The 22,488-nt window shown below is 51.0% G+C and carries 21 protein-coding genes and 1 pseudogene; 10 read left to right on the forward strand and 12 right to left on the reverse strand.

What is annotated here, in order from left to right:
- Nucleotides 1-8: 8 nt before the first annotated feature.
- A complete protein-coding gene (locus JI741_RS30180; RefSeq protein WP_202016033.1) occupies nt 9-809 on the reverse strand; it encodes an SDR family oxidoreductase in 801 nt (266 codons plus the stop codon).
- A 201-nt stretch (nt 810-1,010) separates the two neighbouring features.
- On the opposite strand from JI741_RS30180, the gene JI741_RS30185 reads away from it, so the two are divergent.
- Entirely contained in the window at nt 1,011-2,504 is a 1,494-nt protein-coding gene (locus JI741_RS30185; protein WP_202016034.1) for a DUF4832 domain-containing protein, read from the forward strand.
- 11 nt (nt 2,505-2,515) lie between these two features.
- On the opposite strand, the gene JI741_RS30190 is transcribed toward JI741_RS30185, so the two are convergent.
- The 4 genes from JI741_RS30190 to JI741_RS30205 all read right to left on the reverse strand — a co-directional run bounded on the left by JI741_RS30190 (nt 2,516) and on the right by JI741_RS30205 (nt 7,099).
- Complete coding sequence (locus tag JI741_RS30190) at nt 2,516-3,967, reverse strand: sulfatase family protein (protein ID WP_202016035.1); 1,452 nt, start codon at nt 3,965-3,967, stop codon at nt 2,516-2,518.
- Between the two features lie 130 nt (nt 3,968-4,097).
- Nucleotides 4,098-5,879: an arylsulfatase gene (locus JI741_RS30195; RefSeq protein WP_202016036.1), complete on the reverse strand. Its 1,782-nt coding sequence runs from the start codon at nt 5,877-5,879 to the stop codon at nt 4,098-4,100.
- 228 nt (nt 5,880-6,107) lie between these two features.
- Nucleotides 6,108-6,671: a hypothetical protein gene (locus JI741_RS30200; RefSeq protein ID WP_202016037.1), complete on the reverse strand. Its 564-nt coding sequence runs from the start codon at nt 6,669-6,671 to the stop codon at nt 6,108-6,110.
- Between the two features lie 134 nt (nt 6,672-6,805).
- Nucleotides 6,806-7,099, reverse strand: coding sequence for a hypothetical protein (locus tag JI741_RS30205; protein ID WP_202016038.1), 294 nt, complete (start codon nt 7,097-7,099; stop codon nt 6,806-6,808).
- 424 nt (nt 7,100-7,523) lie between these two features.
- Between JI741_RS30205 and JI741_RS30210 the strand changes: the two genes are divergently transcribed.
- The 3 genes from JI741_RS30210 to JI741_RS30220 all read left to right on the forward strand — a co-directional run bounded on the left by JI741_RS30210 (nt 7,524) and on the right by JI741_RS30220 (nt 9,786).
- Nucleotides 7,524-8,351, forward strand: a complete 828-nt coding sequence (locus tag JI741_RS30210) for a helix-turn-helix domain-containing protein (RefSeq protein ID WP_202016040.1) — start codon at nt 7,524-7,526, stop codon at nt 8,349-8,351.
- A 70-nt stretch (nt 8,352-8,421) separates the two neighbouring features.
- The gene (locus tag JI741_RS30215; RefSeq protein ID WP_202016042.1) at nt 8,422-8,913 is read left to right on the forward strand and encodes a methyltransferase family protein; all 492 of its coding nucleotides are present in this window, start codon (nt 8,422-8,424) and stop codon (nt 8,911-8,913) included.
- Between the two features lie 48 nt (nt 8,914-8,961).
- Nucleotides 8,962-9,786 (forward strand): hypothetical protein, encoded by an 825-nt coding sequence (locus JI741_RS30220; protein WP_202016044.1) that lies wholly within the window; start codon nt 8,962-8,964, stop codon nt 9,784-9,786.
- A gap of 13 nt (nt 9,787-9,799) precedes the next feature.
- Here the strand turns inward: JI741_RS30220 and JI741_RS30225 are convergent, their stop codons facing one another.
- Nucleotides 9,800-10,357 (reverse strand): GNAT family N-acetyltransferase, encoded by a 558-nt coding sequence (locus JI741_RS30225; protein WP_202016046.1) that lies wholly within the window; start codon nt 10,355-10,357, stop codon nt 9,800-9,802.
- A gap of 204 nt (nt 10,358-10,561) precedes the next feature.
- Here JI741_RS30225 and JI741_RS30230 point away from each other — a divergent pair, with 204 nt between their 5' ends.
- Nucleotides 10,562-10,813, forward strand: a complete 252-nt coding sequence (locus JI741_RS30230; RefSeq protein ID WP_202016048.1) for a hypothetical protein — start codon at nt 10,562-10,564, stop codon at nt 10,811-10,813.
- Nucleotides 10,814-10,852: 39 nt separating this feature from the next.
- Here the strand turns inward: JI741_RS30230 and JI741_RS30235 are convergent, their stop codons facing one another.
- Entirely contained in the window at nt 10,853-11,323 is a 471-nt protein-coding gene (locus tag JI741_RS30235) for a hypothetical protein (protein ID WP_202016049.1), read from the reverse strand.
- Nucleotides 11,324-11,512: 189 nt separating this feature from the next.
- Here JI741_RS30235 and JI741_RS33180 point away from each other — a divergent pair.
- Both JI741_RS33180 and JI741_RS30245 read left to right on the forward strand, forming a co-directional pair.
- Nucleotides 11,513-11,830: pseudogene (locus tag JI741_RS33180) on the forward strand (carboxypeptidase-like regulatory domain-containing protein); the annotation flags it as partial.
- A 295-nt stretch (nt 11,831-12,125) separates the two neighbouring features.
- Nucleotides 12,126-12,710, forward strand: a complete 585-nt coding sequence (locus tag JI741_RS30245) for a hypothetical protein (RefSeq protein ID WP_236676348.1) — start codon at nt 12,126-12,128, stop codon at nt 12,708-12,710.
- Nucleotides 12,711-12,727: 17 nt separating this feature from the next.
- Here JI741_RS30245 and JI741_RS30250 read toward each other — a convergent pair whose 3' ends face one another.
- Entirely contained in the window at nt 12,728-14,818 is a 2,091-nt protein-coding gene (locus JI741_RS30250) for a GAF domain-containing protein (protein ID WP_202016052.1), read from the reverse strand.
- 272 nt (nt 14,819-15,090) lie between these two features.
- On the opposite strand from JI741_RS30250, the gene JI741_RS30255 reads away from it, so the two are divergent.
- Nucleotides 15,091-16,119, forward strand: coding sequence for a flavin reductase family protein (locus tag JI741_RS30255; RefSeq protein WP_202016053.1), 1,029 nt, complete (start codon nt 15,091-15,093; stop codon nt 16,117-16,119).
- Between the two features lie 80 nt (nt 16,120-16,199).
- Nucleotides 16,200-17,105: a sensor histidine kinase gene (locus JI741_RS30260; RefSeq protein WP_202016055.1), complete on the forward strand. Its 906-nt coding sequence runs from the start codon at nt 16,200-16,202 to the stop codon at nt 17,103-17,105.
- On the opposite strand, the gene JI741_RS30265 is transcribed toward JI741_RS30260, so the two are convergent.
- From JI741_RS30265 to JI741_RS30275, 3 genes are read right to left on the reverse strand one after another with little or no spacing between them, the layout of a single operon-like run.
- Nucleotides 17,071-17,433, reverse strand: a complete 363-nt coding sequence (locus JI741_RS30265; protein ID WP_202016057.1) for a hypothetical protein — start codon at nt 17,431-17,433, stop codon at nt 17,071-17,073. The two genes, JI741_RS30260 and JI741_RS30265, sit on opposite strands and share 35 nt — an antisense overlap.
- Nucleotides 17,430-17,852 carry a BLUF domain-containing protein gene (locus JI741_RS30270; protein ID WP_202016059.1) on the reverse strand — a complete coding sequence of 141 codons (423 nt, stop codon included), beginning with the start codon at nt 17,850-17,852 and terminating at the stop codon, nt 17,430-17,432. Before JI741_RS30270 ends, JI741_RS30265 begins: the two co-directional genes overlap by 4 nt.
- A gap of 47 nt (nt 17,853-17,899) precedes the next feature.
- A complete protein-coding gene (locus tag JI741_RS30275) occupies nt 17,900-18,322 on the reverse strand; it encodes a hypothetical protein (RefSeq protein WP_202016061.1) in 423 nt (140 codons plus the stop codon).
- 287 nt (nt 18,323-18,609) lie between these two features.
- Here JI741_RS30275 and JI741_RS30280 point away from each other — a divergent pair, with 287 nt between their 5' ends.
- Nucleotides 18,610-21,369 (forward strand): response regulator, encoded by a 2,760-nt coding sequence (locus tag JI741_RS30280; protein ID WP_202016062.1) that lies wholly within the window; start codon nt 18,610-18,612, stop codon nt 21,367-21,369.
- A gap of 70 nt (nt 21,370-21,439) precedes the next feature.
- Here JI741_RS30280 and mddA read toward each other — a convergent pair whose 3' ends face one another.
- Nucleotides 21,440-22,213: a methanethiol S-methyltransferase gene (gene mddA, locus JI741_RS30285; RefSeq protein WP_202016063.1), complete on the reverse strand. Its 774-nt coding sequence runs from the start codon at nt 22,211-22,213 to the stop codon at nt 21,440-21,442.
- Between the last annotated feature and the right edge of the window lie 275 nt (nt 22,214-22,488).

The following is a 22,488-nucleotide window of genomic DNA, read 5'->3' on the forward strand; positions in this document are numbered from 1 at the left end:
CCATTTTCCTATCCCAGCACAAGCTTGCCCAATTCTTTCCGGAACGCTTCGGCCCCAATCTCCTGGCGCCTGGCAGCAATGGCCTTGGCATCTTCGCCTGCAATATAACGCAATTGATCTTTTCCATCGGTGGCTGCTTCATAGACCACCGCGGCAATTTGCGCGGGTTGCGAGAGCTTCTCCGGATCGAACAGCGCATACAGCTTCTTCACTTCCGCGTCATAGACTGGGTTGGGCGGTGTGGCATCCATGGAGCGACCAATGAAGTCGGTAACAATGCCACCGGGTGCAACCGTCTTGATGCCAATGCCAAGGCTGGCCAGTTCAAAGCTCATGCTCTCACTCCATCCTTCAATGGCCCACTTGGTGGCGTGATAGATAGACGAGAAAGGGAACGAAACAAAACCGCCCATCGACGAGGTGGTAATAAACAAACCTTTCTTCTTTGTTCTGAAATAAGGAATGAAAGCCTTCGTCACACGCATCACGCCCAGCAGGTTTGTGTCGATCAGCTTCACCATCTGCGCATCGCTAATGTCTTCCAGGGGGCCGGTGAGTCCGTAGCCAGCGTTGTTAAAAACAACATCCACGTCACCCAGGGCCAGGGCGGCTTTAACGGCAGCGTCTATAGAGCGCATGTCCGTTACATCCAGTGGCAGCAAGGTCACGTTAGGAAGCTGCGACAACCCGGTTTCTTTTTCCGGCGACCGCAGCGTGGCAATCACGTTCCATCCTTTGCTCTGGAACAACTGAGCCGTGGTTTTTCCCAATCCTGAAGAAGCGCCTGTAATAAAAATTGTCTTTGTCATTTTTGTTTGTGCTTTCGCTTTTGTGATGACACAAAGGTGAGCCCGTGGCGCGAGCTTCATTTATACATGGCAGGGAACTACTTATACATTTCCCAAGTGCGCCATGCCGGGAACGTTTCAACCGGCAACCACTCGTAAAATTCAACGTGTTTTTGAACCGCTAAAACATCACCTTTCCTTTAGCCTAACACCATTTCGCCTATGACCCGCGTGCTCTTCTTTGCTTTGCTCACACTAGTGGCCTGCCGTCAGGCACCCCATGCAGTAACGGTGGTCTACGCCGAATCGGCCGAAGATTTCCCCAACCCCGAGCGCGGATTTTATCGCCCCACCAATGTCTTCGCCAGCCACTATGAAGCATTGTCGGAAGACGTTCTGAAAAGCTACAGGGCACCGTCGAAGACACCGAAGATGGCCTATAGCGTGGTGAGCACATTGGTGTATCGCGATTTTGTATTGGATAGTTTCAGAGACCAGCCCCTCAACGCAGACTTTCTCCATCGTGTAAGCGCGGATTTTAACACGGCGCGACAGGCGGGCGTCAAGCTGATTCCCAGATTCACCTACACCCTGGATACAAAAAAGGGAAGTTGCCCCGACGGAGCCATTTGTCCGCCTTATGGCGATGCATCCAAAACCATCGTGCTGGCACACATTGCGCAGCTCAAGCCTGTTCTTCAGGAACATGCCGACGTGATCGCGTTTGTGCAGATGGGGTTCATCGGCATTTGGGGCGAGAATTATTATACCGACCATTTTGGCGATGCCTCGAACAACAACCCGCAGAAAAAATTGACAGACGCAAACTGGGCCGACCGCATCGACGTGTTGAAGGCCTTGCTCGATGCTCTGCCACCAGACATCATGGTGCAGGTGCGCACACCCCAAACCAAACAACGGTTTATCTATGGCATTCATGCGCCCGTAACCGCCGCACCGCTCACCTACGATGAAGCCTTCACGCAAACCGACAAAGCCCGCATCGGCTTTCACAACGACTGCTTCCTCGCCAGCGCAGACGACTACGGCACCTACGACGACTACGGCAACTCATCCACCCCACACCATTCCGAAAACACCACCCTCCGAAAATACTTCGCCGACGACAGCCGCCATGTGGTGGTGGGAGGCGAAACCTGCGACGACACCTTCAGTCCCCAAAACGACTGCGGCCCCGCCGGACACGCCGAACAGGAAATGAGCGCCATGCATTACACCTACCTCAACATGGCCTACAACAACGACGTGAACAACGACTGGGTGTCGGGCGGATGCATGGAGCGCATCAAGAAAAATCTTGGCTACCGGCTGGTGCTCAAAACGGGCGTCTTCCCATCGGAAGTATCTCACACAGATTCAATGCACATAACGCTCACGTTAGAAAACGTGGGCTATGCGTCGCCGGTGAATGCGCGACCTGTTGAGTTGATCCTGAGAAACACAGAAGACAAGACCACACACACCCTGCGGTTTGATGTGGACTTGCGCAAGTGGTATAGCGGCAAGATCACCCTGGCAGAAAAATTCGCGATGAGTGCGATACCTGCTGGTGCGTATGAACTGTTGTTGAGCCTGCCCGATTCGCACCGCGCGCTTTCAGGTCGTCCGGAATATTCCATCCGGCTGGCAAACCAGAACACGTGGGAAGAAAAAACGGGGTTTAATAATCTGAATGGCCAGGTCACTGTTCACTAGCCACATCTTCCCTACCCTTCATACCCATCCCAGAACGGACTAAAGTTGTCCTTGTGTTTAACCCGCAATGCTTTTAGCTCTTCCCTGAGTTCTCCCAACTTTGCCGCATACGTTTTGTCGGTGGCCAGATTGGTTATCTCATAGGGATCTTTAGTCAGATCAAACAACTGCGTGTGCCGTTCGCCCTTCACGTTATATTCAATCAGTTTGAATCCATTTTTCTTCACGCCTCGCTGATAGTGTTTGTAGACCAGGTATAACGAAGGCCTGATCACCGCCTTGGGATTTTTGATGGCGGGGTTGAGGCTCTCACTTTGCACCGACGTAGGCACCGCCACCTCAAGTCTTTCGGCCAGTGTTGCATAGATGTCGGTGAGGTAGCAGAGCGAATCCACGCGCTGATTTTTTGGAATGTCGGGCCCGGCAATAATCAGTGGCACACGCAGGCTGTGTTCATACACACTTTGTTTTCCAAACAACCCGTGTTGGCCCACGGCCAGGCCGTTGTCGCCAGCCAGCACAACAATGGTGTCGTTTTCAAGACCGTTGTCTTTCACGGACTTCACAATTCTTCCCACCTGTGCATCGAGGTGCGAGATGATGGCGTAGTAGTCGCGCAATTGCTTGCGGGTGTCTTCTTCCGTTCTGGGAAAAGGCGCCAGCAACTCGTCGCGCACGTTCAGTTCGCCATTGTCGAACGGATGTTGGGGCAGGTAGTTTGGAGGAAGCTGAATCTTGTCAACATCATAGAGCGCTTTATACGATTCGGGAAACTCGCGCGGATCGTGTGGTGATTGAAATGCGGTGTAGATAAAGAAAGGTGATGTTTTATATTTCTCAATGAAACGAATGGTTTCATCGGCATAGATTTCGGACGAATGTTTTCCCTCAGAGAAATACGTTCGCTCTTTCGGGTATTTACCATCCGCCGCAAAATCCTGATGCGGAATTTTATACTGATCGCTCATGCCGCCGAAAAACACTTTGGCGCCGTCAGAAAATGCCCTGGCATATACCTCTGTTCCGTTGTGCTGCTTTCCGATGCCCACGGTGTTGTAGCCTTGCTTTTTCAGGTACTCGGGCAACGTGATGTAGTTGTTATAAATATCAAACGAATATTCCTGGTTGTCTTTGGCCTGCCGGTCAATGTTGAACAACGTGCGGCCCGTCAGCAGCATGGCGCGGCTGGGCTGGCAAAGCGCTCCGGAAAGTCCGCCCATGGTGTGGGCCTGTGTGAATGCCGTTCCGTTTTTTGCCAGCGCGTCCATGTTGGGTGTGATGGCCTGTGTCTTCCACAATGCGGCAATGGTGTCGAAGCGTTGGTCGTCGGTCAGCAGTATGATCACGTTCAGCTTCCGGCTCCGCGCAGCCAGGGCATGCAGCGCCGACGGAATAGCAAGCGCCCCCGCAGCAAAAGACATTGTGCGCAGAAAGCTGCGCCGGTCGTGTTGAAAATTTTTCATCGTTTCAGGTTTGTAATCTTGGCCCGCAGGCCCGTTGTTCAATTTTTATTTTTTCGGATACACAATGTCAAACGCCAGCAGCCCAACATAGCCAATTATTTTCACACGATCACTTCGCATCTTCACACGGTTAAGGTTGTTTAAAAACTTCGAGATAATAGGGCGCGGTCACCTTGCTATCCTGTTCAAACCAGGACTCGATATCATAGTCGCCCTTCTTCAGATAAATTCCCGAAAGGCTAACCGTAGCTTCCGATTGCCTCACCACCGTGCTTCGCTGTATCTGTCCCAGGCGCACCACGGCACGCACGCCCTTCTGAATCGATTTTGTATTGATAAGTTTAAAATCATAATAGCCGTCTTCTTTCACAGACACCGTCCAAACGCCACTTCCTCCTTCGCCATTCCAGTTTCTTGCCCCAAGACCTGCCCAGTCCTGACGGGTGAGCGTGACCGGGTTTTCATGTATCGTACCAATCTGAATGCGTTGGGGGTTCAGGTTGGGGTTTGGAGAAATATCGGCAAACACACTGTCCAGACTTTTCTTCAACGCGGTGGCCAGTTCCTTTCGCGCTGTCACCAAATTGTTTTGTTCGTAAGGATCTGTTTTCAAATCGTAGAGTTCAAACGTGTTGAGGTCGTTGCCATCGGCGTTGTTTGCCACCAGTTTGTAGTCGCCGCGATAGAAGGCAGCACTTTGATAGGGCTCCGGCCAGCCTCTGTTCCAGGCGTTGTAGAACGCGCGCCCCGCGGTTTGTTTCTTTCCGAGAAGGATTGGCCATGCCGACTGTCCATCCAATGTCAAACCGGCAGGCAACGTCGTTCCCGTTGCTTCCAGCAGGGTGGGCAACACATCCACGTGTGCCAGCAAGGCGTTGCTTTCTTTATTTTCAGGAACAATGCCCTTGCCCGACACAAGGTGAACAACCCGTGTTCCGCCTTCGTACACCGAAGCCTTAAGTCCTTTGAAGCCCGTGTTGAAGCGGAGTTGTTGATTGCCGTTGTCGGTTGTGAAAATGATGATGGTGTTGCTCTCCAACCCCTGACTCTTCACAGCCGCCAGCACACGTCCCACGTTGTCGTCGATGTTTGTGATCAGGGCATAGGCATGGCGTGCATCTGCTTTGTCTTTCGCCGTCATCTTCGACCAGGGTTTGTCTGCCTGTGTGTCGAGCGCGCTTTGGAACGTAATGTCTTTATACAGATCGTCATAGCGCTGCGGCACCTGCAACGGCGTGTGGGGTGCATTGTAGGACAGGTATAGAAAAAAAGGACCGGACTTGTTCTCGCATATAAATTTTATGCCCGCATCGGTGAAGATGTCTGTGCAATAGCCTTTCGTTTTCACGGGCTTGTTGTTTTCATACAACACCGGATCGAAGTAGCTGCTGTCTGTCCGCACAAAATTCTCGATGGGATCGCCCGGCTGACCAATGCCGCCACCGTGGTGAATGAGACTGTACAGAAATCCTTGCTCCGACGGCCGATGCCCGTAGTTTTCACCGAGGTGCCACTTGCCTGCAATGGCCGTCTTGTAGCCCGCTGCTGCCAAGAGCTCGGCCAGCGTAGTTTCGTCGGTAGCCATAATGGCTCCGTTGTTGTAGGTGTCGTGCACGCCGGTTCGCTGGTGGTAGCGCCCCGTCAGGAGGCTGGCACGCGTGGGTGCACACACGGGCGACTGGTGAAAGTTGGTGAGCCGGGTCGACTTCGCCGCCAGCTTGTCGATGTTGGGCGTTTTCACATACGGGTTTCCGGTAAAGCCAAAGTCGCCATAGCCCTGATCGTCTGTCATAATAAAGATGATGTTGGGCCGGTTGCGCGCTGCCGTTTTGTTTTGAGCAGAAACGGAAGTGTGCAAAAAGGCAAGGACAGCCATCGTGCCCAGGCAAAGCATGCGTTGAAATGTGTTCATCGAAAATTGTGATTCACGTGTTCCGCATGATGGTGGGAGCATCGAACACGTGTGAATGTTTTTAATCTATATCAAATCTATAGACAAATCTAATACAATCCCGAACAAATTGATTTTCTTTTCCATCAGTGGCTTGAGCGCTCCGGAAACTGGCCGTAAGAAAAATTCCCAACACAACGCTGTGGCTCGTTGTCATTACCGACGTGAGTTGATCAACCCGAATTTCAGTCATTTCTTCGACGCCGTAAACTCGCCAAATCCTTTCACCATTCCCTGCACACATTCGCAGGGTGTGGGCCCTCCCTCCCAAATGCCTTCACACGCTTTTTCAACATATTCGGGCCGGTTCTTTTTCACCCACTCCTTTGCTGCATAATACTCAGCAAGGTCGTTAGACGACGTTTGCACAGAAAGAATCTGTCCGTCGCGAATGGCCAGGTGAAAGGTGTCGGTCACGTTGAAATCGATCTGGAGCGCACCCATCAGGTCGTCTTTCACCGTGATGGGCAACAACACAAGCGAATCATTTTTTTCAACAAAGTCACCCCGCTTCACAATTTTGTAGTGCGCACACTCAGCCCACTTTTGGTAATACAAAATGTTGGGCTGCGATTCCGGCGCCAGCGACAGCATGGACTGGAGTGTGTCTCTGTTGAATGAATAGAAAGCATCCACGAATTTATTGGCGAGACTAATTTTGATATTTGTGTCGGCGGGAGGCTGCGTGTGCGTGGTGTTTTTGCAGCCGCATAGTAGCAGAAGAAGTATGCAACTGAATAGCGATGTTTTCATAGTTTGATTAAAGATCATTGAACCGTTTTTGAATTTCATTTCACCGGAAGCCGTTTGTGTATATTCTTTGCTCCGTCTTTCACACATACAAGGTTTTCGCTACAACGTTGCCGCTTTCGTTCCGATGATGGTTTTTATGTAATACTGTTTGCTGTCTTCTCCATATCCTTTGCTCCGTCCGGTGTGATGATGGCCGTTTTGTGTAAATACTTTGCTCCGTCTATTACGACTCGAACGATTTCCATCACGATGTTTGCTGCTTTCATCGCGGTGATGGCTATTTTATGCATACTGTTTGCTGTCTTCTCCATATCCTTTGCTCCGTCCGGTGTGATGATGGCCGTTTTGTGTAAATACTTTGCTCCGCCTATTACGACTTGAACGATTTCCATCACGATGTTTGCTGCTTTCATCGTGGTGATGGCCATTTTGTGTATACTGTTTGCTCTTTCTTGTATACATGATGAAGCAAAAGGCATAGAGTTTACTGTTTCCGAACACAGTTCAGGCCTTTATGCGTGCCCGATATGGTTTTATGTGTCATGTTTGCAGCAAACCGTGTTGAGTTTGCGACAACTTGCATCGAGAAAAACCATCTTTTTGTTTGAAGGAAACTCCTTTTGCGCTATAGGTTGCAGCCCACACGCACAAGTAAATATATCATTTCAACAGGCAAATCAGACAACATTTTTTTGAACACCCCTCGGCGTCATCGGCCGTTAGAAAATCTGCACACCGTCAGGCAAAGTCCATGAAACACGAGCGGGTAATCCGACGTCAGGCGCCAATAACTTTACTATCTTTAGAGAGGCTGTGTTTTAATCAGGCCTCACCAAAAAACGCTACACCACCATGCCTTTCTATAAACAGTTCATGCCTTCACCCGCGCTCTCCGGATTGATCCGCGCGTTCGAGATATACCAGGTCAACTGGCATTCCGGAGAAAACCTGCCCGATCCGTTCATCACCTGTCTTGCCAACACAGAGCAGTGCCTCTATTTCTACATAAACGATCCCATCCGGATTGTTCCGGCCCAAAATGTGGAAATACCTGTTCCTCCTGTGGTGGTCACCGGGCCCAAGAACAAACCCGTGGGGCTCATGTTCGGCAAAGACCACCTCATGGTGAAAGTGATCTTCCACCCTACCGGCACCTATCGCCTGCTCGGACTCAACATGACCGAGACGGTGAACAACGGACTGGATGCCACACGTTTTTGGGGCGATGCACTCAACGACATTCTGCAGCAACTGCGCAAGGCCGATTCGCACGACCACATGGTAGACATCATCAGCACCTTCATTGAAGCAAAGTTTGATGTGCGCTGCCGTCCGGAAGAGCCAATCGACCTGGTGGCCATAAAGATGCTTGACCACTCGCACAATCACGCACAAGCCGAATGGGCCACCATGGCGTGTCTGAGCCTGCGCCAGTTCGAACGCAATTTCATGACGCGGACGGGAATCACGCCAAAACTTTTTATCCGCATTGTTCGCTTCGAACATGCCATGCGTGTGAAGAATGCATCGCCGGAAAAAAGCTGGTCTCAAATCGCAGCGGAGTGTCGCTACACCGATTCGTCGCACCTGTTGCGCGAGTTCAAAGAGTTTGCCGAGTTTCCTCCCAGCCGGTTCTATGCCCAGCCCACCAGTGGCCACAGCGAATTTCCAACCGGATAGCGAATGTCGATTTTATACTAAGTCACTCCCCCGCCGATACGCTAGTTTTGTTTCCATAAATCACGCCACTATGGAAAACAACACCTTGAATCTCGCGCGACGCGACCACGCCGGCGTGTATGTTCCGCCGCCTATGTTCTACGTGGCCACGTTTTTTTTGTCGCTTGGCCTGCAACGGCTGGCCCCGCTTCCTTCGGCCTGGCTCACCACCAATGCCGCACATGCTGCCCGGTGGGCGGTGCTGGCATCGGCCCTGTTGTTGCTGCTTCCAGCCCTGTGGCGTTTTGCTGTTTCACGAAACACGTTAATCACCGTGAAGCCCGCGAAGTCGCTTCAAACCACGGGCATCTATGCGCTCACCCGAAACCCGATGTATCTGGGGCTGTTGGTGATGTATGCGGCCGTCGCATTTTTTAAAGGCAACACCTGGACATTCCTCCTCATCGCGCCGCTCGTGCTGGTGGTGCAGGCCTATGTGATCCGGAAAGAAGAACGATATCTGCAACGCGAATTCGGTGCAGCGTTCGAACACTACAAAAACAAAGTCAGACGCTGGCTGTAAGCGCCATCCGCCAACATCTTTCTCCACAATCAAAAAATCATACCCATCATGATGCAACGCCATGTGACCCTGATCTTTCTATATGCCACGTTGTTTGCCTGTCAGAAAGACGACCAACCTCAACCCGCGAGCGTAGCAGCAGCCTGTCGCATTGAAAAGGAAATGACCAACGATGGCAATTTCCTGCTCTATCGCTATGACGCTGACGGAAACCCGACGCAGATCGAAACCCACAATCCCTACCTGGCAACACACGTGCTCGATGTGTTCTACGACAAGATCGCCACCGCCGAAGTAAACAAACTCCATCCCATCACCTTCACCACAAACTATGGTGTGGGCCTGCTCACAACACTTCCCGACGTGGCCCTCATCTCCGTGACCATGGACGGCGTGACGCAGACCAACTGGCGCACCTATTTTTTCCACTACGACTACAAAGGCAGGCTGGTGCGCGTGGGCCAGGAAACAGAAAACATTCACGGCGACGACCAATGGGAACTGCTCATCTCCTATAATGACCAGGACAATGTCATCAAAATGGTCTATCAACTCACCACGGGCGCGCGCAACATCACCACCGTCATTATGGTGGATGGGCACGACACCAACCAAACACCCTATGCCGGCGTCAAAGCCTACAAGTTCCTGATGAGCAATTGGGACAGTTCCAGACCGGAGCCCATCATCACCGCGCTCAGCAAAAACAACCCGACCAGCTACCGTCTGATTGTGAACGACGTGCAGACCATGAAAGTCTCCTTGCAATACGAATACAATAACCACGGCTTCCCCGTTTTGCGCACCATCACACACAACAACGATGCGGGCGAATACACCTATCGGCAAACGTATGAGTATGCTTGCCCGTAGTGTCTTCTCAGAACTATGGCTTGATCTGCAAATGCTTCATTTGCTTGCCGCCAAATATTTTGCGACCTATATCCACAAACCCAAGTTTCAGATACAAACGTTCTGCACCGGGGTTGTCTTCGTCTACCAGCAATCCCAGGGTTTCATGTTTGCCCGAAACAAATTCTTCAATCAGAAACTGAAGCATTCGGGTGCCGGTGCCGCGGCCTTGCTGATCGGCCCGCACGCCCAGGCTGTCAATGTAATATTCGCCCGGTTCGGTTTCGTCTTCCATCGTCACCTCGTTTCCGAAATGGTCTTTCAAAAAACGAATCACAGGTTCTCTGAGCACTTGCAACCTGGCGCCATCATAAACACAGGCGGCAGCAATAATTTCACCATCAGTTTCTGCCACCCAACAGTTTTCGTATGAATATTGATTGTTTGTGCCGGACGTGAAGTGCTCCATAAACTTTTGCGCCTGTTCCTGATCTTCGCCGCCAATGAACCGGTAAACAATATCGCCCATGGCCATCAGAATAAAAGTGGCAAGAAACGGTGAGTCGTGTTGGGTTGCTTTTCGGATGGTCATGTTCTTTCGCGCTACTCCAAGTCTACAAGTATCTAAGGTCAGAGCCGACCGCGAAGCTGTTGACTTGTACTAAGTATACTAAGAGAATCTGAGTCAACCAAAAACATGGCCGTTTCAAAAAAGAAGCCACATTTACCCGGTGGTCATTCCGTTTTGCCAATGGGTGGACTTTACCTAAATTTCCGGACACAATTAAGCCCTTGCATGTTTAACGGACCGGATTTCCCCAAATCGCTTGACGAAGAAGTTTTTAATCTTTGGTTGGACAATGGCCGACAGAGCAAGATACGATACACCTATTTGCTGATCGTTTGGGATGAATACGAAGCGGCCTATCGACCGGTTTATGCGGAGCGGCGCGAAGAGATTGGCGAATACGAAATCTACAAAACATCGATCGGCCGCGAATCGCTGGTGGCGGCCTACGATCTGTATTCAGAGTCAAGAATCGTGTAGACATCAGCCCGCGAACGCGCAGGCTGATGAAACTTTGGGCTAGTTAGACGCCGTGGTCGCGTTGCCACCCAGAAGCAGATACGCAATTTGCTGTCCCCCCGGAAAATCGTTCGATGCATAAAAAAGCTTCAGCGTGGTGCCCTTCTTTTTCAGCGCCAGAATATCTTTCACCGGGCACGTCATGGGTTCCTTAAATCCTGTGGCCGATCCGGAAAACGTCCATTCCTTCAACACCTTGTTGTCGCTGTCTTTGATCGTGATTTTCCGGCCGGTCACTGTTCTTCCGCATTCACTGTATTTCACAATCAGTTGACTGTGGTTTTCAGCGGCATCCAGCGTCAACTTGGGGGCATCCGTTTTTTCATTCACATACCGGTCCATCACCAGCTTACTATCCAGAAAGACCTGCACACTATGTGCACCCGGTGTGACCACAAATGAAAACAGGACGAAACAGAGGGCGAGGCCCAACAAGGCATCTGCCCGCGACAAGCGTGATTTGTTTTTCATGTTGTTCAAAGGGTTTGTTTCAAATTTCTACTGAAAGGAACGACAAAAAACAGGCTGCGTGCCGGATCTATGATTATCTGCGCAATTTACTTGACGAACTGCCAATGGCTTAAGACCTTGGGCACTACAATGCCGATGCTAACTTTGTAACAAAATCTCACGCACCACGTCTACTCCAAAACCTCACCGATGAAGCACTCTCTATTTGCATTCTGTTTCTTCGCCCTCGCGGCCCACGGGCAGGAAAAATACATCAATCTCAAAGGCGTTGTCAGCGACAGCCAAAGTGGCGAGCCCATTGCCTATGCATCTGTGTTTGTGAAGGGGCAGCCCCAGGGCACCATGTCGAACGAAGACGGCCGGTTTCTGCTCTACCTTTCACCTAACTTAAAAACAGATTCGCTCGTGTTGTCGGCCATTGGCTATGGGCGTTTGGCCGTGGCCATCGGGTCGCTGCTTGACAAAGAGGCTGTGCTCAAAATGAAGCCCAGCAGCATTCAGCTTGCCGAGATTGTGGTGCACGCAACCGACAAAGAGCTTTCGGCCAAGGAGATTGTGAAGAGAGCCGTCAGTCGCATTCCGCAAAACTATCCCATGGAACCGTTTGCCATCGAAGGTTTTTTCCGCGATTTGCAAATGGAAAACGGACAGCCTGTGGAGTTGCTCGAAGCGGCCGTCAAGTTCCACTATAAGGACTACAATCCTGGCTACGAAACGGTGGAAGTGTTGGAGGTGCGAAAAAGTTTCAACCGGCGTCATCCCATCAACGGCACCTACGACCGGCAGAACTCCATTCGACCTCATGGAAGACAACTATGTGAAACACCGCTTCGGCCCCCTCGATGCAAAAGGCTGGAAGTTTGCCATCGACAGTGTGATGCGCTACGACCGCAGCGTTGTCTTCAAAATCTCCGGCCGCAAGAGCGCTTCCGAAACCGCCGTGCTGCACATCGACACCGAGACGTTTGCCATTCTGCGCATCGAACTGCGCGAGCGCATGGTGAACGGCGAATTCTATCGTCGCTACCTGAACCTGCCCGATCCCTATGGCCAGCAGGAAACATCGTTCACCATGCTCTTCGAGTTCAGGGAATTTGAAGGCAAGATGTATCTGAAATACCAACGCGAAGAAGACACCTACAACCTCTTTAACAAAACCACCAACGCCATCATTCTCAAACAATCGTTCATGAAAGAGCTTTTTGTGAACAACGTGCTCCCCCACCAAACGCATGCACCCGATGCCACCATGAATATGAACCGGAGTGTGGAAGGGCAGGCGAAACCGTATAACGAAGCGTTCTGGAAATATTACAACGCCCCGGTAGAAACTGCCCGGGACAGCCAGATTCTGAAAGCGCTGAGCGAAATGGAAAGCAAGCCGTAGCCAACCCAACGTTGGGCCTACCCTACCTCTTCATCCCGAAGTCGCTCCACCGTGAGGTGCTTGCCGTCGTTTAGGGCTTCTGTGATTTTCCTTACAATCTGATCGAGCTCTTCACCCGATTTTCGCAGGGGAACAATGAGGTCAGATTCCTTCAGATCTTTGTCGTGGTCCAGCAGGTTGATCAATCCCAATATTCTGGAAAGGGGTCCGCGCAACAGGTGCGAGTTGATGAAGGCATATTCGCTAAGTCTTTTGTTCTGGGCTTCGAGCTCTTCGGTGCGATGTTTCACGCGGTCTTCCAAAACTTCGTTCATGTGCGCGATCTTGCGGCTCTGGTCCTTGATGTGTTTTTCGTATTCCAGTCGCTGCGAACTGCGGAACGCCAGCGTGATGATGTCGGCCACCGAGCTCACAAACAGCTTATCTTCGGCCGACCATGTTTTTATTTTGTGCTGATGTTCACAACACAGCAGGCCCTTCAGGTGGCCGTCCAGAAAAAACGTGGCATCCAGGAGAGAATAGATATTGTTGGGGATAAAATAGGTGTCTGTAAATTCGCGAGTGGCCGGATCGGTTCGTGCGTCCACCGCCGCTATGATTCTTTCTTTCTTAATGGCTTCAAAATAATGTGGTGCATCACAAAACGCCAGGCTTGCCGCGTCCAGGTATTGATCTGATGCCAGGTTATAACAGGCCAGTGTTTTGATGCAACCTTCGTTCTCGTGATAGATCCAGATGCTCACCTGGCTGGTTTGAAGTTTTTTTGCTGTGATGGAAACAATGTCGCGGGCGGCATGGGCCAGGTTGCCCACCGCCAGGCTCCTGTTTTTCGAGAAGTCCACCAGCGTGGTCATATGGCTTTCCAGCGTCCGGTTTCGTTTCATCATCTGTCGTTTGTTGCGGATGAGCTGATACACAATAATGATGGCCGAAATCACCAACACCACCAACACAAAAATGACGGCCGTTTTGCGTTCGCTCCTGACTTTCAACAAAAGGTTTTCACTATCCTTTCGCTCAATGGCCAGTTGAAACCGAAACTGCGATTCGCGGTGCTCGGCCTCCAGTCTTTTAATGGAGTCTTTCAGGGCCACATAGTTTTCGTAGTTGTCGAAAACCGCATGCGAATTCAGTTGCAGCTTGTCGGTCTGCCACAAAAAGAAATAGGCCTCCATCCGAACATTCAGGTCCTGGCGCGAGGTGGAGACTTCCAGCGTTTTGGTGAAATATTCCTTGGCCTCCGGAATGTTGCCTTTCTTGTGCAGGATCTGCCCCATAATCAAATAGGCTTCGGGCAACAACCGGATGTTGTTGGAGCGCAGAATATTCGCCAGCCCTTCGCTCACTTTTTTCTCTGCCTCTACAAGATTGCCCTGGCCAAACAAACACTCCCCAATGCCCACCTTGATTTCGGATGTCGAAATCAAATCGTGCATGGTCTGTGCAATGGAATCGGCGCTTTCAAAATACCGCAGTGCCAGGTCAACTTTGTTATCCGACAAATAGAGTTTGCCCAGTTGAAGCTGGGCCGAGATAATTTCCTTTTTATTGCCCAACCCAATCCGGATCTTCAGCGCAGCCAGATAGTTTTCTTCCGACTGCTTCCACTGGCGGGTGATCCGGTAATAACCACCCAAACCCTGCAACGAATAGGCTATGCCCGTAGGGTCGTTCAGCTCGTCGAACATCTTTTTCCCAAGCACCAGGTGTTCGTAGGCTTTGTCCAGCAAGCCCTGCTCCATAAAAAGCCGGCCAATGTTGTTGTGTGCATGCCCCGCCTGCAGCAGGTCTTTGTTTTCTGCCGCAACACCGAGCGCCTGTTTGTAGAAATCATACGCGGCCAGATTGTCGCCTTTGTGTGTGTTGGCAACGCCGATAAAATTCAGAGGCTTGGCAATGTCTTTCCGCCCCAGCGCGCGGCCCAGTGCCAAAGCCTTCTGGGCATAAAAAATACCGCTGTCCGGAAAGGCCGTCCGCAATTCCCACGAAAGTTTGTTTAAGGCTTCATAGCGCTGATCGTCGTTTGGGGCACGGGCAACATCTCTTTTGAGACCCTGAATCAACTCGGTGTTCTGGCCCGCCAGGGGCAATGCAAGAAGCAGGAACACAGAAAAAAGGACGCTGCGAAGAATCACGGTGACAGGCTTAAATCATGGTAATTTATTGATTTTATTGATAAAAAGGATACGTAAACACGCCTCACCCAAGACCGGAGTATCCTTTCCCAGAAACATGTTCCGGTATTTCCCGCCTGCTTCCATTGTGCAGCCACCAAATATCACGAAGAAAAGAATTATTCGCACCTTCACCCCAACAATATGACCACGGGCGTGTTTCTTCCGAAGCAAAGAAAATAGTCCCGTCGCAAGCGCAGCACACCATGACCATCAATTCGAACGACATCCTTCATTGGGAAGACAAGTACAGGATCAGATTCATCAACTCCATTTCCGGCTACAAGAGCGTGCATTTGATCGGAACACAAAATGCACAGGGCCAAACAAACCTGGCCATCTTTAATTCCGTCGTTCACCTGGGCGCCTCACCTCCGCTCATCGGCTTTGTTATGAGACCCCTCACGGTGGAGCGGCACACCTACCGCAACATCCTGGCCATGGAATGCTTCACCATCAATCATGTGCACAAATCCTTTCTCAAACAAGCGCACTACACATCAGCCAAATTTGCGGATACAGAATCCGAATTCACCACCTGTCATTTAACCGAAGAGCGCGTCGGCCAATTCGCGGCACCCTTTGTCGCCGAAAGCAAAATCAAACTTGGTCTGAGGCTCAAAGAAGACATCACCGTCAGAGAAAATGGAACGCATTTCATGATCGGTGAGATTGTGCACATTCTGATCGACGACGACCTGGCAGAACCCGATGGCCAGCTGGATCTGGAACGCGCCAACGACGTGTGCGTAACCGGATTGAATCAGTATTCGTCTGTCTCAAAATTCATAAAACTACCGGCCGCCAAGGTCACGGAAATGCCCGACTTCAAAACAAAAGAACGGGCCGACAACGTTGTCTTCGACAAAGACACACAGCGCTACAACGCTAACCTTCTCCCCTACGGAACAAACATTGGAGCACCCCGAATAGAAGCCACGGGCGTGTCTACCTGGAAAAATTCCAGCATCAGCAGCTTTAACCACACCTTTCAGAATAAAATTGAAAACCTCAAAAACACCTACAAACAACTCATCAACGAATATGAAGTAAACCAGATGCTATATCAGTGCAAGCTGAATTTTGAACCCCTTGTTGGACAAACCTACCATCTCTATTTTGACACCAACAAGGATGAAAAATTCCTCTCCCTCATTCCACCAGACAGTTGGCGCATGGAGCACGTTGGTTCGTTCAAACTCAATCATGAAAAACTTTGGGAAAAGGTTGTCTGAAATAAAAATAGGGATTCTGCTTAGCCGACCTTTGCAAACCCGCCGAAGCCAGCCACCATCAACACTAAACGGGCAACCCCATGGACTCAAAAGATTTTAACATGATCCCGGACGCCGCTGCGCGAAAAAACGATTTCGATTTGCTCGTCGCACAGTTGAAGGAAGAAACCCTGAAATTGAAAGACCGCGAACAGGAACTGGAAGATCAGGCCGAAGAATTGTCTTCCCAGAAAGAAGAACTCACCGCCGCCATCGAAGAGTTGATGTCCAAGAACAGGTCGCTGGAAGACACCCTCACGCAACTGCGCGAACGAAACCACGAACTGGACCAGATTCTCTATCGCACATCGCACGATTTGCGCAGCCCGCTTTCGTCCATCAAAGGCATCCTAGCTTTGCTGCAGCTGGAACCACAAACCGACGTGATCAGAAACTACGGAAAGCACATCGACGACAAGGCCACCCAGATGGATAACCTCTTGCGCTCGCTCGCCTCGCTCTCCAAATCCATCCTGGAAGAGCCGCTGTTCGGAACAATCGATCTCAACAAACTCATCTGGCAAGTCATTGGCGAATACCGCCATCTGCCCAGTTGGAACCAGGTAGAAGTGCATGTAGAGCTTCACGCCCTGAGGCTGCACACCGACCCGGCCCTCATCACCATACTCTTCCAATGTCTTATCTCAAACGCCTTCATTTTCCGCGATCCCGCCAAAAAAGGAAAACTTGTGATCAGAACCAGACACGAGCACGGGCATTGGATCGCCGATGTGATCGACGATGGTGAGGGAGTTCACCACACAGTTCAGCCACACATATTCGACATGTTCTATCGGGGCTCCGAGCGGGCAATCGGCAACGGGCTGGGGTTATACATCGGCAAGAAAGCAGCCCACAGGTTGAAAGGCACGCTCTCTGTTCACCCCGAACCATCCTTCACCCGTTTCACACTCATGCTCCCGCTGCACCCGGTTCCGGCGCTGTAGCCGAAGTCGCGTTGAGTTTTTCTTCGAGGTCTTTTATGTAGCCCAGAATATCCTCCATCATCAACCGTTGGGCGTAGTTCAACTCTTTCAGATAGTCGATCTCGCTTTCCAGGTTCAAAATCTTTGACTGGTATTGAGCATTGATCAACGAGAGGCGTGCCTCAAATTGTTCGTGCTGGTATTGCGCGTTTCCCGTGGTCACATTTCGGCTTCGGCTAAGCTCCGCCTGGTGAAACGACGACAGCCTGCGCACTTCGTCCTCCAGCTTCCGGATGAGCTTTTCAATTTTCGCCTGAATTGCCGATTCCTGCACGAGATTGTCCCTCACTTTTTGAAAAACTTCACCAGCAACTCCTGCACCTTTGCCCCCTCGGTTTCCTTGCCGCTCATGATTTTCGTAAACACATCCTTGTCGCCCGAAGTTATGTCGGTCACAAAACTGATGTCGTCCGAGGAAAATTTACGGCTTCCCATTTGCCAACTCGGAAATATTCTCGCCGCAATGGGACTATAGGAAATCATCACCGCTTTTTCGTGCCGCTCATCCTTCTTGATCTTGTCATAAAGCGTCATCAACGACGTTGACTCGCCCTCCACATACTGGATGAATTTATGGTCCGAATAAAGCAGCACACCCGTGATGTCGAGCGGCCCATTGTTGATTTTACACGACGCGAGAATTTTTTCGATTTCAGCCTCGGTACAGTTACTTTTTCTTACGCTTACGTAAGCCAGATGTGCCAGCATAGTGAATAGAATTAAAGAAAGTTTAGTAGTCAAAAAAGGTTTTTCTCTCAGAGCTCGATAGCTTCCTCCAGCGACTCTGCATACAAAATGTCCATCTTGTGAAACTTGCCGTCGGGAAAGGCAACATTAATTTTGTTGCGGCCAATTTTCACACTTTGGCGAAACACCTCGTCGGCAGGCAAAATCTTGACATGCCGGTTCAGGCCAAACTCAAACATCTTCTCTTTCCATTCCACAAAATACCATTCCATGGAAGGTTGATGAAAAACGGTGAGCTGCCGCTTGTCGAAAATGAGTTTCTGTATTTTGTGGCGATTAACCCAATCGGCAATCTCACTGAAAATAAGTTTAAATTGATCCACGGGAATGTAGGTGGCCGTGGCCGTTACCAGCAAAGTAGGTTGGTGGGATTTTACAAAAGCAAGGGAAGCATGTTTAAAGTCTTTTTTTTCTTCAATATTCACCATCATTTCACGCGTTATGTTCTTTAAACAAGAACATCAGTGGAATGTTCAAAAAAACATCCAGCGTCATTCCCGAAATAATCTTAGGCGCTTTGCCAAAAGCCTCGTAAATTTTTAGGCGCAAAGGCGCCCGGGCAACCGAACACGTTCATGGCGCACCGTCCGGTGCAATCCGCAGCGGTCGGGCTGTCTCGAAGAAACCAGGTAGTTATGATACAATGCCTGGTATTTATCAAAGCCACCCGATTTCGCCTTTGTTCTTCGGGTTAACTTTAGGAAACGATTACCATACTATGAAGAAAGCGTTCCTCATCATGCTTTTAATGCCGCTTTGGGCATGGGCGCAGCCTGCTGCCGATAGCCTGAAGGTGATGCTTTCTTCAGGAACACTGCAGGGCACACAACGCATCGACGCCCTCAACGGCCTTGCCTACCAGATCAGGGTGTCGTTTCCCGACTCGGCCACGGCCTATGTGCATGAGGCGCTGCGTCTTTCGCAAGACCAAACCTACGCTCCGGGCATCTGCGACGCCTATGTTGTGCTGGGCCTCCTTGCCTGGCTCGAACCGGCTCCCGAAAAGGGCATCGAATACGGTCTGCGGGCCTTGCAAACCGGCGATGCTGCACACTATAAAAAGGGCATGATGGAAGCCAACCTGTTGCTGGGGTTGGTCTATACCGAGCTGGACAACAAGAAGGCCGAAGACTTTACCCAGCGCGGCCTCACCCTCGCGCTCGACCTAAACCATGCCGAAGGCATTGCCCGCGCCTGCAATCACCTGGGGAATCACTATCGCAGACGCAACGACGGCAAGGAGGCCATGCGCTTCTATGAGATGGGCCTTCGCCACCTCGCCAACCGCAAAGATGTGTCCATCAAAAACCTTCTGCTCACCAACATCGCGCTCTACTACATCAACCGCGACGAAGAACGCGAGAAGACAAAGCTCTACCTGGATGAAGCCCTGCAGATCGCCATGTCGTTCAAAAACAAAAGCGCAGAGATGCTGACACGCACACGCATGGGCATGTACTACATGAACCTGAACGACTTTGCCCACGCCGAAGAACAATTTAAACGCTCCGAAAAAATAAGCCTGGCGCTTGGCACCCGCAGCGCCCTGCTGGAAAACTACACCGGCCTCATCGATATCAAAACAAAAACCGGCCACATCGACGAAGCCAGGATCTACCTGAAAAAATATTTCAATCTCAAAGACAGTCTCTATGGGTTGGAAAATGCCCGCGAAATTGCCGCGCTCGAAACACGCCACGAAACCGAAAAGAAAGACCAGACCATCCGGCTCCTCGAACAGGAAAAACGCATACAGCAAATCTGGCGCAATGTGCTTATGGGCGGCGTGGTGTTTGCCCTGGCCATCGCATTGCTTATTTACCGCCTGCAACGGTCGCGCACACAAAAAACAAAACAACTGCTCAACATCCAGCAACTGCTCAACGACAAATTGAAAGAGGTCGACAAATTCAAAACCGGTTTCTTTGCCAACATATCGCACGAGTTTCGCACACCGCTAACGCTCATTCTTGCCCCCTTGGAAAATGAGTTGAAAAAGAAACAGCCGGCCGCTGGAAAAAAGAACCTGGTCCTGATCAGGCGAAACGCCAACCGGCTGCTGGAACTGGTAAACCAGCTGCTTGATCTCTCCAAGCTCGAGTCGGGCAAAATGGAATTGCACATCCGCGCGGGCGAACTCAAACAATTTCTGGTGGCCATCACCGAATCGTTCGAATCGCTGGCGCAGTATAAACAAATTGAGTTTGTGCGAGACATCAACCTCGACGACAAAGCCTATTGGTTCGACCAGGACAAAACCGAAAAGATTGTCACCAACCTCGTGGCCAACGCATTCAAATACACCCCCGCCGGCGGCACCGTCACGCTCTCGGCCACGCTTGTTCACCACCAGCATCTTTCACTTGTCGTAACCGACACGGGCACGGGCATTCCCCACGAAGAACAGGAGCATGTATTCTCCGCGTTCTATCAAACCAAACAGGCAGCCTCGCAGCAACAGGGCACGGGGCTTGGTCTTCCCCTGGTGAAAGAACTGGTGAAGTTGCACAATGGCACCATCGTGCTGCAAAGCGAACCCGGCCAGGGCACAACGCTCACGGCAACGATTCCCGTGAGCAAAGATTCATTTCCTGCCAGCGTGGTGGTGGACGACCGCGATGCCTTCTCTCCTTTTCACATCGGCCATCAAACCATTCACCCCGACAGCAACGCCACCACAACACAATCCATTCTTCACAACAAAGATTCCATATTGGTCATTGAAGACAACACCGACCTGCGCGAATTTATGGCGGCCACTTTGCAAAACAACAACTACGCCGTGTTGACGGCCAGCGACGGCGAAGAGGCATTGCAAATTGCGTTGAAATATGTTCCCAGTCTGGTGCTCAGCGACCTCATGATGCCGCGGATGGACGGCATGGCCTTCACCAAAAAAATGAAAGACGACGAACGCACCAGCCACATCCCGGTTATTTTGCTCACGGCAAAAAACGAAACCCAAGCGCGCATCGAGGGACTCAAAACCGGCGCAGACGACTACCTCACCAAACCGTTTTCACCCGACGAGCTGCTGGTGCGCATCGACAACCTCATCAGCCAGCGCAAAAAACTGGCGCTGAAGTTTCGTGAAAAAATACTGGTCGCGCCCACTCCTGCACCCGAAGCCTCGCTCGACGACAAGTTTCTCGACAAGGCCCGCACCATTGTCGACACCAACCTGGGCGACTACACCTTCACGGTCGAACAAATGGCCGAAGAAATGAACCTGAGCCGCACACAATTGCTTCGCAAAATCAAAGCCCTCACCGGTCTTTCACCCAACGACTTCATCAAAGACATTCGCCTGAAACGCGCCGCCGAAATGATCCGCCAAAAGGTGGACATCATCACGCAGATCGGTTATGCGGTGGGTTTCAACGACCAATCCTATTTCACCAAATGTTTCAAAAAACAATTCGGCGTCACCCCCACCGAATATTCCATGATCACCTCGGCACCAAAAATAATCTCCTGACAATTTTCCAGACCTGCCCATCGGTCCCGGAAATCGCCAGGAGATTTTGAAGTGTTGCTTGGGGGATTTTCTAAACCGTCACTTCCGACGCGTCGTGGTTTTCCTGTTTAGCTTTCGATGCTTTGGTGAACGGAATCAGCATCGGCGCCGAACGTTTATATTCTTTATACTTTACACCAAAGTGCGCCGTGAGGTCGCGTTCCTCAAACTGGATGGCCGTCAGCATGTAGCCGGTGGTCATCACGGCAAAGAACAAATGCGCGGCCGTCATCACGGGTGTTGCCCAGAAGGCAATCATAAATCCCAGGTACAGGGGATGGCGCACATACTTATAAAAGAACGGCGTCCGGAAAGGCAGGTCCGTATATTTTTCGCCCGTGAAATTTAACCACACCTGGCGCAGGCCAAACAGGTCGAAGTGGTTGATCAGAAACGTGCTCACCAAAACAATGCCGAAGCCCAGCATGGAAAGCGATTTCAAAACCGTGGCCACCCCTTCCGATTCTACGGACCAGATCACGCCGCCCATGGGTTCCCATTTCCAGAACAGCAAAATCAGGCACAGGCTGGCCAGTAGCACATAGGTGCTCCGCTCAATGGGGGCCGGCACAAATTGCGTCCACCAGCGCTTAAACGCGGGCCGGGCCATAACACTGTGCTGCACGGCAAACAACGACAGAAGCCCGGCATTGACCAGCAACGCAAAGCCCAACCCCGATTGCGGCGGGCTGTCGATATGCTTCGGCACAAACCATGAACTGACAAAGCCGACGGCATAACAAAACGTTCCAAAAAAGATTGCATACGAAACAATCCCGTAGAGAAGCATGAGAGTTTTTTTCATAACTGAGTTGATTAATTAGTTTCCCGCAAAGGAACCTATGCCCGGCCACCACAGCTTGTAGTTGTGATGCAAAGCCAGGTAAATCTTTGGGATTGGACCAGAATTACCAAGCCATGCAACATTTGGATGGACACTCTTGCCGCCAGGAGACCGGCACATTGTGTTTAACCTCATACCTGGAATCCAGTATTTCAGCGCACACACATATCCTGCCTCAACAGTATCCGGCCTGTACACGCCCGGTGTCTTCCGAAAATTTAGTATATTCGGTTGCA

Source organism: Chryseolinea lacunae, from assembly GCF_016735595.1.
GTDB classification, from domain to species: domain Bacteria; phylum Bacteroidota; class Bacteroidia; order Cytophagales; family Cyclobacteriaceae; genus Chryseolinea; species Chryseolinea lacunae.

Bases quoted from the DNA above. Each gene is read 5' to 3' on its own strand.
- JI741_RS30280 (WP_202016062.1), top strand. From the start codon at position 18,610: ATGAAGAAAGCGTTCCTCATCATGCTTTTAATGCCGCTTTGGGCATGG.
- JI741_RS30235 (WP_202016049.1), bottom strand. From the start codon at position 11,323: ATGAAAAACAAATCACGCTTGTCGCGGGCAGATGCCTTGTTGGGCCTC.
- JI741_RS30180 (WP_202016033.1), bottom strand. From the start codon at position 809: ATGACAAAGACAATTTTTATTACAGGCGCTTCTTCAGGATTGGGAAAA.
- JI741_RS30220 (WP_202016044.1), top strand. From the start codon at position 8,962: ATGATGCAACGCCATGTGACCCTGATCTTTCTATATGCCACGTTGTTT.
- JI741_RS30260 (WP_202016055.1), top strand. From the start codon at position 16,200: ATGGACTCAAAAGATTTTAACATGATCCCGGACGCCGCTGCGCGAAAA.
- JI741_RS30270 (WP_202016059.1), bottom strand. From the start codon at position 17,852: ATGCTGGCACATCTGGCTTACGTAAGCGTAAGAAAAAGTAACTGTACC.
- JI741_RS30195 (WP_202016036.1), bottom strand. From the start codon at position 5,879: ATGAACACATTTCAACGCATGCTTTGCCTGGGCACGATGGCTGTCCTT.
- JI741_RS30255 (WP_202016053.1), top strand. From the start codon at position 15,091: ATGACCATCAATTCGAACGACATCCTTCATTGGGAAGACAAGTACAGG.
- JI741_RS30275 (WP_202016061.1), bottom strand. From the start codon at position 18,322: ATGATGGTGAATATTGAAGAAAAAAAAGACTTTAAACATGCTTCCCTT.
- JI741_RS30185 (WP_202016034.1), top strand. From the start codon at position 1,011: ATGACCCGCGTGCTCTTCTTTGCTTTGCTCACACTAGTGGCCTGCCGT.
- JI741_RS30245 (WP_236676348.1), top strand. From the start codon at position 12,126: ATGGAAGACAACTATGTGAAACACCGCTTCGGCCCCCTCGATGCAAAA.
- JI741_RS30200 (WP_202016037.1), bottom strand. From the start codon at position 6,671: ATGAAAACATCGCTATTCAGTTGCATACTTCTTCTGCTACTATGCGGC.
- JI741_RS30225 (WP_202016046.1), bottom strand. From the start codon at position 10,357: ATGACCATCCGAAAAGCAACCCAACACGACTCACCGTTTCTTGCCACT.
- JI741_RS30230 (WP_202016048.1), top strand. From the start codon at position 10,562: ATGTTTAACGGACCGGATTTCCCCAAATCGCTTGACGAAGAAGTTTTT.
- JI741_RS30215 (WP_202016042.1), top strand. From the start codon at position 8,422: ATGGAAAACAACACCTTGAATCTCGCGCGACGCGACCACGCCGGCGTG.
- JI741_RS30205 (WP_202016038.1), bottom strand. From the start codon at position 7,099: ATGGCCATCACCACGATGAAAGCAGCAAACATCGTGATGGAAATCGTT.
- mddA (WP_202016063.1), bottom strand. From the start codon at position 22,213: ATGAAAAAAACTCTCATGCTTCTCTACGGGATTGTTTCGTATGCAATC.
- JI741_RS30210 (WP_202016040.1), top strand. From the start codon at position 7,524: ATGCCTTTCTATAAACAGTTCATGCCTTCACCCGCGCTCTCCGGATTG.
- JI741_RS30190 (WP_202016035.1), bottom strand. From the start codon at position 3,967: ATGAAAAATTTTCAACACGACCGGCGCAGCTTTCTGCGCACAATGTCT.